The organism is Mesorhizobium sp. M7A.F.Ca.US.006.01.1.1 (genome assembly GCF_003997935.1).
GTDB lineage: Bacteria > Pseudomonadota > Alphaproteobacteria > Rhizobiales > Rhizobiaceae > Mesorhizobium.
The window spans coordinates 1-9,981 of sequence record NZ_RZQL01000249.1 but is presented as its reverse complement, the minus strand read 5'-3'; the positions used below and the strand labels follow the sequence as shown (position 1 = coordinate 9,981).

The 9,981-nt window shown below is 61.6% G+C and carries 14 protein-coding genes; 11 read left to right on the top strand and 3 right to left on the bottom strand.

Going from position 1 to position 9,981, the window contains the following annotated elements:
• From uvrC to EN943_RS30400, 5 genes are all read left to right on the top strand, one after another.
• Positions 1-1,594 (top strand): excinuclease ABC subunit UvrC (uvrC, locus tag EN943_RS30420; RefSeq protein ID WP_127415800.1); only part of this gene is annotated, 1,594 nt, incomplete at its 5' end.
• Positions 1,595-1,691: 97 nt separating this feature from the next.
• On the top strand, positions 1,692-2,288 hold the full coding sequence (pgsA, locus tag EN943_RS30415) for a CDP-diacylglycerol--glycerol-3-phosphate 3-phosphatidyltransferase (protein ID WP_023673449.1): 597 nt from the start codon (positions 1,692-1,694) through the stop codon (positions 2,286-2,288).
• A gap of 1 nt (position 2,289) precedes the next feature.
• Positions 2,290-2,547, top strand: coding sequence for a molybdopterin converting factor subunit 1 (gene moaD / locus EN943_RS30410; protein ID WP_127415799.1), 258 nt, complete (start codon positions 2,290-2,292; stop codon positions 2,545-2,547).
• Position 2,548: 1 nt separating this feature from the next.
• Positions 2,549-3,025, top strand: coding sequence for a molybdenum cofactor biosynthesis protein MoaE (locus EN943_RS30405; protein ID WP_127415798.1), 477 nt, complete (start codon positions 2,549-2,551; stop codon positions 3,023-3,025).
• Between the two features lie 111 nt (positions 3,026-3,136).
• The gene (locus tag EN943_RS30400) at positions 3,137-3,901 is read left to right on the top strand and encodes a YbaY family lipoprotein (protein WP_127415797.1); all 765 of its coding nucleotides are present in this window, start codon (positions 3,137-3,139) and stop codon (positions 3,899-3,901) included.
• Positions 3,902-3,966: 65 nt separating this feature from the next.
• Here EN943_RS30400 and ndk read toward each other — a convergent pair whose 3' ends face one another.
• A complete protein-coding gene (gene ndk, locus EN943_RS30395; RefSeq protein WP_127415796.1) occupies positions 3,967-4,389 on the bottom strand; it encodes a nucleoside-diphosphate kinase in 423 nt (140 codons plus the stop codon).
• A gap of 346 nt (positions 4,390-4,735) precedes the next feature.
• On the opposite strand from ndk, the gene EN943_RS30390 reads away from it, so the two are divergent.
• Positions 4,736-4,990: a DUF2934 domain-containing protein gene (locus tag EN943_RS30390; protein ID WP_127415795.1), complete on the top strand. Its 255-nt coding sequence runs from the start codon at positions 4,736-4,738 to the stop codon at positions 4,988-4,990.
• Between the two features lie 11 nt (positions 4,991-5,001).
• Here EN943_RS30390 and EN943_RS30385 read toward each other — a convergent pair whose 3' ends face one another.
• A complete protein-coding gene (locus EN943_RS30385; protein ID WP_127415794.1) occupies positions 5,002-5,694 on the bottom strand; it encodes a glutathione S-transferase family protein in 693 nt (230 codons plus the stop codon).
• Positions 5,695-5,753: 59 nt separating this feature from the next.
• Between EN943_RS30385 and EN943_RS30380 the strand changes: the two genes are divergently transcribed.
• The gene (locus EN943_RS30380; protein ID WP_127415793.1) at positions 5,754-6,266 is read left to right on the top strand and encodes a DinB family protein; all 513 of its coding nucleotides are present in this window, start codon (positions 5,754-5,756) and stop codon (positions 6,264-6,266) included.
• A gap of 115 nt (positions 6,267-6,381) precedes the next feature.
• Here EN943_RS30380 and EN943_RS30375 read toward each other — a convergent pair whose 3' ends face one another.
• Entirely contained in the window at positions 6,382-7,341 is a 960-nt protein-coding gene (locus EN943_RS30375) for a LysR substrate-binding domain-containing protein (RefSeq protein ID WP_127415792.1), read from the bottom strand.
• Positions 7,342-7,451: 110 nt separating this feature from the next.
• Between EN943_RS30375 and EN943_RS37805 the strand changes: the two genes are divergently transcribed.
• From EN943_RS37805 to EN943_RS30350, 4 genes are all read left to right on the top strand, one after another.
• Positions 7,452-8,285, top strand: a complete 834-nt coding sequence (locus EN943_RS37805) for a hypothetical protein (RefSeq protein ID WP_164778459.1) — start codon at positions 7,452-7,454, stop codon at positions 8,283-8,285.
• Positions 8,286-8,330: 45 nt separating this feature from the next.
• Positions 8,331-9,278, top strand: a complete 948-nt coding sequence (locus EN943_RS30360) for a DMT family transporter (RefSeq protein ID WP_127415791.1) — start codon at positions 8,331-8,333, stop codon at positions 9,276-9,278.
• Entirely contained in the window at positions 9,271-9,474 is a 204-nt protein-coding gene (locus EN943_RS30355; protein WP_127415790.1) for a hypothetical protein, read from the top strand. The genes EN943_RS30360 and EN943_RS30355 overlap by 8 nt, the downstream gene beginning before the upstream one ends.
• 162 nt (positions 9,475-9,636) lie before the next feature.
• Positions 9,637-9,981, top strand: a 345-nt coding sequence (locus EN943_RS30350) for a MucR family transcriptional regulator (RefSeq protein WP_127415801.1), incomplete at its 3' end; no start/stop codon positions are given.

Genomic DNA, 9,981 nt, shown 5'->3' with positions numbered 1-9,981 from the left:
TCCCTATATCCTCTTGACCGGCGACCATGTCTCGCCGGGCATCTACAAGCATCGCGGCGCGCGCTCGCGCAAAGGCGACTATTTCGGCCCCTTCGCTTCGGCCGGTGCCGTTGGCCGCACCATCAACTCGCTGCAGCGTGCCTTCCTGCTCAGGAGTTGCACCAACTCTTTCTACGAAAACCGCACGCGGCCATGCCTGCTTTATCAGATCAAGCGCTGCGCCGGCCCCTGCACCGGCGAGGTCTCGCATCAGGACTATGCCGAACTGGTCGGCGAAGCGAAGGACTTCTTGTCCGGCCGCAGCCAGAAGGTGAAGACGGAAATCTCGGCCGCCATGCAGCAGGCGTCGGAAGCTCTCGATTTCGAGCGCGCCGCGATCTATCGCGACCGATTGGCGGCCCTGTCGCATGTGCAGAGCCACCAGGGCATCAATCCGGCGACCGTCGACGAAGCCGATGTCTTCGCCATCCATCAGGAAGGCGGCCAGGTCTGCATCCAGGTGTTCTTCTTCCGCACCGGCCAGAACTGGGGCAACCGCGCCTATTTCCCCAAGGCCGATCCGGCGCTGGAAGCAGCCGAGGTGTTGGGCTCGTTCCTGGCGCAATTCTATGACGACAAGCCGACGCCGCGGAACATTCTTCTGTCGCATGGCGTCGAGGATCAGGAACTGCTGGCCGAGGCGCTCTCCACTCGCGCTGGCCGCAAGGTCGTGATCTCCGTGCCGCAGCGTGGCGAGAAGAAGGACCTGACCGACAACGCCCTGCAGAACGCCCGCGAGGCGCTCGGACGCCGGTTGGCTGAAACCTCCACCCAAGGACGCCTGCTTGCCGCTTTCGCCGAGACATTCGGCCTGGCCAAGCCGCCGGTGCGCATCGAGGTCTACGACAATTCGCACATCATGGGCACCAATGCCGTCGGCGCCATGGTCGTCGCCGGGCCGGAAGGGTTCGTGAAGAACCAGTACCGGAAATTCAACATCCGCTCGACCGAGATCACGCCTGGCGACGATTTCGGCATGATGCGCGAGGTGATGGAGCGACGTTTTTCGCGGTTGCTCAAGGAGCATGGCGATGTCCCGGCTGGGGATGCAGTTGATGGTTCGGCAGACGATATGGAGGACGATATCTCCGGCAGCTTCCCGGCCTGGCCCGATGTCATCCTGATCGACGGTGGCCAGGGCCAGATGACGGCGGTGCGCAAGATCCTTTCGGATCTCGGCATCGAGGACCGCGTGGTTGCCATCGGCATCGCCAAGGGCCAGGACCGCGACGCCGGCCGCGAGCGTTTCTTCGTCAAAGGCAGGGACTCATTTTCGCTGCCGGTCCGCGACCCCGTGCTCTATTTCGTCCAGCGCCTGCGCGACGAGGTCCACCGTTTCGCGATCGGTTCGCATCGGGCTCGCCGCAAGAAGGAGATGGTCAAGAGCCCACTTGATGAGATCAGCGGCATCGGTCCCGGCCGCAAACGGGCATTGCTGCTGGCATTCGGCACCGCCAAGGCGGTCAGCCGCGCGGCCATTGAGGATCTGCGGAAAGTCGACGGAATTTCCGAACAGGTGGCGAAACTGGTCTACAATCACTTCCACGAGAGTTGAAAAATCCGGCACTTTCATCTGGCCTGTCGAATCTGGCCTGTTGACCCCCTACATTCGCATCTGATTTGAGTAGGCAGGCAGAAAGAGTTTCCCAGACATGGCCAAGCGCGCGTTCAACCTGCCCAACATGCTCACCTACGCCCGCATCGTCGCGGTGCCGCTGGTGGTGCTGTGCTTTTTTCTCGAAGGACATCTGAAGTCGAGCGACTTTGCCCGCTGGTCGGCGCTGATCATCTTCCTGCTCGCCTCGATCACCGATTATCTGGATGGCTATCTGGCGCGTGCCTGGCAGCAGACCTCAAACATCGGCAAGATGCTCGACCCGATCGCTGACAAGCTGCTGGTCGCCACCTGCCTGCTGCTGCTGGCCGCCGACACCGATCGCCATGCGGGCATTGCCGGCTGGTCGCTGTGGGCGGCGATCATCATCCTGTGCCGCGAAATCCTGGTCTCGGGCCTGCGCGAATATCTGGCGGCGCTGAAAGTCTCGGTGCCGGTGACGCAGCTGGCAAAATGGAAAACCGCGATCCAGATGGTCGCCATAGCGTTCCTCTTGGCCGGACCGGCCGGCGACAAGATCTTTCCGCTGACCACGCAGACCGGGCTGGTGCTGCTGTGGATCGCGGCGCTGGTCACGCTCTACACCGGCTACGACTATTTCCGCGCCGGCCTCAAGCACATCATGGACGAGTGAGATGACGACCCGGCTCATCTATTTTGCCTGGGTGCGCGAGCGCATCGGCATGCCCGAGGAAGACGTCGACTTGCCGGCTGGCATCGAGACGGTCGGCGATCTCCTGCGCTGGCTGAAATCGCGCGGCGAGGGCTACGAGCACGCGCTGCAATATCCCGACGTGATCCGCGTCGCCATCAACCAGGAACATGTCGAGCACCGCGAGAAGATCGCGGGCGCCCGCGAAATCGCGCTGTTCCCGCCGATGACCGGGGGCTGACATGAGCGGCGGGGTCTTGCCTATCGTGCGCATTCAGCGCCAAGATTTTGACGTCGCCGCCGAGATCGCCAGACTGACGCAAGGCCGCGCCGATATCGGCGCCGTGGTGACCTTCTCCGGCCTTTGCCGCGACGAGCAGGGCGCGCTCTCAGCGCTTGAGCTAGAGCATTATCCCGGCATGGCCGAAGCAGAAATCGCCCGCATCGCTGCTGAGGCGGTCGAGCGCTGGCCGCTGCAGGGCATCACCGCCATCCACCGCCACGGCAAGATCGCGCCCGGCGAGAACATCGTGCTGGTGGTGACGGCCTCGGCGCATCGCCAGGCGGCGTTCGAGGCGGCGAACTTTCTCATGGACTATTTGAAATCGCGCGCGCCCTTCTGGAAAAAGGAGCATCGGGCTGACGGCTCGGAGGGTGGCTGGGTCGAGGCCAAGGAAGCCGATGCAACGGCCGCGCAACGCTGGAAAGCCTCCGAATAAGATCCGCCGCAGCCATGCATTGACCGCAATCCTTTGGCCAATTGGCGGAATTGGTCAGCCTGGGGCATTGGCAGCCCGAGGCATTGGCAGCCCTGGGCGAGGGAGATGGTCATGCTGGACAGGATCGCGGAGTTCTTCATCTTCGGTTTCGTGCCTCTGGTCGTCGGCATATTGGCCGTACCGGAGCTGTCTGTTGCCGCCGAAAATTCCGTGAGAGGCGAAGTGATCTATCGCGAGCGCATTGCCTTGCCGCCCGGTGCCGTGCTCTCCGTGCAACTTGCCGATGTGTCGCTGGCCGATGCGCCGGCCACCATCATCGGCGAGCAGAAAGTGAAGCCGGCCGGCCAGGTGCCGATCAGCTTCGAGATCAAATTCGACCCTTCCGTCATCCGGTCGCGGATGACTTACGCGTTGCAAGCCCGCATCACCGTCGACGACAAGCTCCTGTTCATCTCCGATATGCGCCATCAGGTCGATCCGCTGGCCGACGTGCCGCAGACCATCATGCTGAAGATGGTCACCCCGAGCGCCGAGCCCATGGTTTCGGTCTTCGATCAGCTCTGGCTGGTCGACTATGTCGACGGCATCGGCGTCATTGCTGCCCCGCAAGCGACATTCAGGGTCAGCGAGGCCGGCAAGGCGGGCGGCAGCGGCCCCTGCAACACCTATTTCGCCACTGCCAAACTCGATGGCCAAACGATCGCGATCAGGGACCTCGGTTCGACCTACAAGGCCTGTGCGCCCGAGGTGATGGCCGAGGAAAAGGCGCTGTTCGATGCGCTGGCCAAGGCGGCGTCATACCGTGTCGATGCCGGCAAGCTCGTCATATCTGACAAGGACGGCCGCGAGATCCTGCGCTTTAGCGCGGCCAGCTGACCCCAGTAAAAAAGGCCGGCGAAACGCCGGCCTTTTTTACGGAATCCAAGGTTTGGATCGTCGGCTCAGCCGACGATTTCGGTGTCCGAGAACCAGTACTTGATCTCTTCTGCCGCGGTCTCCGGCGCGTCGGAGCCGTGCACGGAGTTTTCGCCGATCGACAGCGCATGAACCTTGCGGATGGTGCCTTCGGCGGCGTTGGCCGGGTTCGTGGCGCCCATCACTTCGCGGTTCCTGGCAATGGCGTTCTCGCCTTCCAGCACCTGGACGACGGTCGGTGCCGACGACATGAAGTCAACCAATTCGCCGAAGAAAGGACGGTCCTTGTGGACGGCATAGAAGCCTTCCGCTTCGCGGCGGCTCATCCAGACCCGGCGCGAGGCGATGACGCGCAGGCCTGCCTCTTCCAGCATCCTGGTGATGGCGCCGGTGAGGTTGCGCCGGGTCGCGTCCGGCTTGATCATGGAAAATGTGCGTTCGAGCGCCATGGGTCGTCCTTGTCTGAGAATGGAATTGAGAGTGGCGGGCTCTATACAAGCCGCCCGGCCCATTGCCAAGGGGTGAGGAACGGTCCGCGAAGCGGACGGAAAGCCAATTGCCCGGCTTTCCGAGTGACGAACGGTGAAAGCCCGGTCCGCCGGGCGGATTGAAAGGTCCAGTGGACCTTTCAAAGGGTTGAACGCCCGAAGGGCAGGGAGCGAGAGCGAAGGGCCGGACGGCTGCGCGTTTCTGCGGCAAGCCGGCCCCGATCAGACGGCTGCACAGCAACGCTTTGCTTGCTATAGTCGCGTGTCGGCGCCGCGCTGAGGTCGGGCCGTATGGAGACAACATGACATGACAGACGATCGTCAGGAACGCATTCGCAACCGTGCGCACCAGATCTGGCTGCAAGAGGGCCAGCCGGCTGGACATCATGAGCGCCATTGGCATCAGGCGGCAGCGGATGTCGACCAGCAGGACGCCGCGGGCAAGTCGGCAGCCAAAAAGCCAACCAAGAAGGCAGCTGGCGCCGCCAAGGCAAAAGCCGCCCCCAAGGAGGCAAAGGCTGCCACGAAAGCCGGCAAGCCAAAGAAGGCGGCGGCCAAGTAAGCTTTACGGCGTCAAGCCGCGGCGGCGACCTTTCGTCCCAGCCCGCCATGCAGGTCGAGGCAGCGGGCGAACCACTGCGCCACCACGTCGCCGTCGTCGAGCAGTTGGTAGGGCGAGGCTATGCGCGCCCATTGCATTGCGCCGAAGACGATATAGTCGCTAAACAGCGGCGCCGCGCCGCCGATGAATGGCTGATAGAAGAGCATCGAGCGCAATGGCTCCAGCGAGGCTCTGAAAGTGCCGAGCCCGGCCCCCCTGGCGGCCATCACCTCCTCCAGCCGCTTGCCAAGACGCTGCTCCCGGCTCTGGCGGAAATAGACGGCGTTTTCCGCGTCCTGCATGGCATGAAGGTCCATGATCGCCGCGGTGGTCACGTAGGGATGAATGGTCACTTGCGACCAGCGTTCGATGAAGCGCGCCATCGCCTTGCCGCCTTCACCGCCAAACAGCGTCGGCCGGTCCGGATAGGCTTCATCGAGATAGAGGGCGATGGCGAAGGAATCCGCGAGGACCGTCTCGCCGTCGCGGATCACCGGGACGGTTTTCGAAACGCCGCCCTCGACAGCGGGCACCTCGAGAAAGCGCGTCGGTACGGTCGATATGTCGAGCCCCTTGTGGGCAAGCGCCATCGCCACCTTCCAGCAATGCGGGCTGAACGGACGTGTGCTGTCGCGTCCGACGAGGTCATAGAGCAGAATGGTCATTGGCGGCGGCTTCCTCGCGGGTTAGGTAGGCCCCGTATCGACGCGAGCCGAGGGAAGCCATGAGACAGCATTTCATGATGTTTGCGGCCTATAATCAATGGGCCAATGGCCGCATCTATGATGCCGCCGCGGAGCTCGATGATGAGGAATTCAACCGCGATGTCGGCGCTTTCTTCGGCTCGATGATGGGCACGCTGAACCACCTTTTGACTGCCGACCGCATCTGGATGAAGCGCTTCACCGGGGAGGGCGACGCGCCGACGGCACTGGACGCTATCCTGCATCGGGGGTTGACCGGCTTGCGAGCGGCGCGTGAAGCCGAGGACAGGAGGATCATCGACTGGATCGGCCGCCTCAATGACAAGGCGTTGACGGGCCGCTTCACCTACATGACCGTCTCGGACATGCGCACCGTCTCGCAAAGGCTGGCGCCGGCGCTGGATCATGTCTTCAACCACCAGACCCACCATCGCGGCCAGGCGCATACGATCCTGACCACCCTGGGACGGCCAAGCCTGGGGTTGGACCTGATGCTTTTCCAGCGGACCGAGGAGGGCAGGGCTTTCGCCTGATTCCCAGGACGTTTTGTGTAGTCAGTCCGAAGGTTGAAGAGCTTGCGCCGACTATCGCTGCATTTTGTGCTGCAGCATCGTCTTTGCATTAGAGGTCAGCCGGCACCGGATGGGTTCAGGCAGCCGTCGAAGCTTCGCCCCTGATTTCGCTGTCCAGCTGGCACTGCGTCAGAGCCGCTTCCGCCATTACCCACTGCTTGAACAACTGGACCTTGCGTGCGGCAAGGCCTTTCCGCGGAGAGACAAAATACCAACCAGCCGTGTTCGGATGGTGGACGGCGAAGGGAGCCACCAGCCTTTCGGCGCGGATGTCGCTGGCCATATAGGCACGGTTGGCCACCGCAAAGCCCATCCCGGAATTGGCTGCCTCGTAGGACATCATGCACGAGTCGAAATAGATGCTCTTGGTCTCGCTGAGCACGAAGCTGGCGCCGGCGAAGCCAAGCCAGGATTGCCAATTCTGGGTGCAGGTGTCGGAATGCAGCAGCGTGAAGTGCTTGAGGTCGTCCGGTGTCACCTTCGACAGCCGTTTATCGCCGAGAACTTCGTGGAACAGCTTGCGGCTGCACACCGGTGTCAGGTCTTCGCGAAACAGCAGATCGGTTTGCAGCCCGTGAAAGTGACCGTCGCCATAACGGATTTCGAGATCGAATTCCGAGGCCGTGAACTCATGCGTCGCGTAGGAGGTCGAGACCCGCATCACGATATCGGGATATTGCTGCTGGAACAGCGGCAGGCGCGGAAACAGCCAGCGTGCCGCAAAGGTCGGCAGCACCGATATTTTTAGCACATGCTCCTGCGATTGCCCCGTCGCTTCCATGCTGGCGGCAACGATTCGCTCCAGCGCCTCGCGAACGCGCGAGACATAGGTCTCGCCCTCCGGCGTCAACGACACCGCATTGCCGCCGCGCTGGAAAATCTTGAAGCGCAGCTGATCCTCAAGGCTTTTCACGCGCTGGCTGACCGCTGATGCGGTAATAAACTGTTCTTCGCCGGCACGCGTGAAATTACCGTGCCTCGCAGCACTCTCCACGATTTTAAGCGAATTGAGGTTGACCTGACTGAGCAGACGCACGGTTTCGACCTTAAGCTTGGCTTACACTAGCACCAGCATTCCTAATTTTACAGGGGTGGGTGAATTAATCGACTGTTTACCAAGTGTTGCCCCCCTCCTGGAGAAGTACAATGAACGCCCATACCATTCCCGAACTGCGTTATGCGATGAGCCGCGAGGCCATTATCGGCCATGAAACCGCCTGGAAAGTGTCGAGTTTCGGTGTCGCGCAATATCTGCACGGCTATGACCCGGCACTGCTTGCCGCGATCGAGGAGGCTGCCCTGAAGCTCAAGGCCAGCCATGCCGTGCACAAGCACCTCGATCTGACCTTTATTACCGGGGCCGACCGCTTCATTCCCGAGATCAAGGAATTGCTGCATGACAAGCTGCGCCTGGAGCGGCTGTCCGACATGATGGGCACCAAGCTGGAGCCCTATCCGCTGTCGATCGTCGGCTCGACGGTTACCTTCATGAATCCCGACGACGGCGCCGTGGAGTGGCATTGCGATGGCGTTCCGGTGACCGAGCTCATTCCGCTGTCGATCAGCAATCCGCTGGTCGGCGGCCACCTCGAAATCTACTGCGACGACTCCGAAACCGGCCGCGCCATTCTCGAAGCCGGCCGCGAGATCCCGCGCAACAGTGTCATGCGCATCGATCACAAGATGAACTACGCGACGCTCGGGCAATTCCTGGGCGTCCTGCATCGCACCGCGCCGATCCGGTTCGGCGAGCGCGTCACGCTGGTGCTCAACCAGCGCTCGGTGGCCAAACCCTATGTCGACGACAACAGAATGTTCTATCTCGCCGCCGACAATGACCACGACCGTGAGTGGGTCAGCGAACTGGCCGACGATGTCTGGACCAACCAGCTGCCGGCCTACCGTCGGTTCGAGGCGGAGCATCCCGTGCCCACCGCCGTCGAGGCACCGGTTCCGGGCGGAGCCAGGGAATCATGGTAATGAACCATGATCCCGAAAAGTCGGAACCGGTTTTCGGACAGGATCATGGTCGAACAGCAAAATAGAGTCTCATGCCGATTGTTTCGGCAGGGATCCGGCTCGATATCCGCGTTGGTCTTCGCTGCCGGTGCGGTGGCGTTGTGGTCCACCAATGCCCTGGTCGGCAAATCCCTGCTGGCCAGTCACCCGGTGGCGCAGGTCCAGTTCCTGCAATTTGCAGGCGCAGCACTCGTCTTCGCCGCCATCCGATTGATGAGCCGGGCCGTCCGATTGATGAGCCGGGAAAGAGTAGCACCGGTCGCGGCCGGGGCGGCGCTCATCTCTCTCGCGGTCGGCTTCGTCGGTCTGGTCGGCACCATGGTGCTGCAATACATCGCCTTCGCTTCGATGCCGGTGATCGAGGCCAATCTGGTGGCCTACACCTGGCCGTTGATGGTTGCGGCGGCAGTCATTGCCTTGGAAAATCCGCGGCGTCCGGCACTGTTAGGTCTCGCCGCGGTGGTGGGCTTCATTGGCGTCGCACTGGTGATTTCGGGAGGACGCAACCAATCCTGGTTCGAGGGCGATCTGGTCGGCTATCTCGCGGCATTCGGGTCGGCGCTGTGCATGGCCTTCTATTCGATCATGGTGGGGCGGGTCGCCACCCCAGCCGATCGCCTGTTGTTGCCATCGTCGTTGATCGGCGTCGCTTTGACGTTTCTGTGGTGCGCTCGCGACGGTTTCACCTGGCCCCTCGGCGCGGACCTGGCTCTCGGCCTCTATCTCGGCGCCGGTCCGATGGGCCTGGGCTACTATTTCTGGTCGCGCGCCTTGAAGCTTGAAGGCAGCGGTAGGGTCGCGGTGGTCGCGTATCTCACGCCGATCGCCTCGACCCTGCTTTTGACCCTGTCCGGCGAACGGCTGACGGTGACGGCCATTGTCGGAGCCATTCTCGTCATCGGCAGTTGTGTCGCGGTCGGTGTGGAACGTTCGGAGGCCGAAAACCATGTTTGACGAGAATGAGCGTCTGGCCATTCAGGAAGCGAATTGGCTGATCGCCGAATTCGGCGCCGAGGCGCCGCTTTACGCCGCGATGAGGGCCGAAAAGGCGATAGAACAAAAGGATTTCGCGCGTTGCGCCCGCTGGAAGCGTATTCTGGAGATATTGGACGAAAGTCCTGCCGCTAAGTCTGCTGGTTCCAAGTATTAGATTTTCTAATTTGCAAGGCGTCGATTTCGCATGAATGCTATTTTCGCCGATTCTTCATTCTTTTATGAGATTTGGCGGTCCGTTGGGGGACGCGGTTAAAGAGATACATCGACACAAGTCTTCGCTGGGGTGGAGGATTTTGTCGCAAATAAGGTGAAAGAATTGTCAAATATCGATGATAAGACCGTTATCGAGCTGACGGCCGATATTGTCTCGGCCTATGTAGGCAACAATCCTCTTCCGGCTTCCGGCCTGCCTGAGTTGATTGCCAGCGTCAGTGCTTCGGTTCGCAAGCTCGCTGGTGCAGTTGTCGCGGAAACTCCAAACCTGGTTCCGGCAGTCAATCCGAAGAAGTCGGTGTTTCCCGACTACATCATCTGCCTTGAGGACGGAAAGAAGTTCAAGTCGCTCAAGCGGCATCTGCGAACCGACTACGGCCTGAGCCCGGACGACTATCGGGCCAAATGGGGCTTGCCGCCGGACTATCCGATGGTTGCACCAAACTAC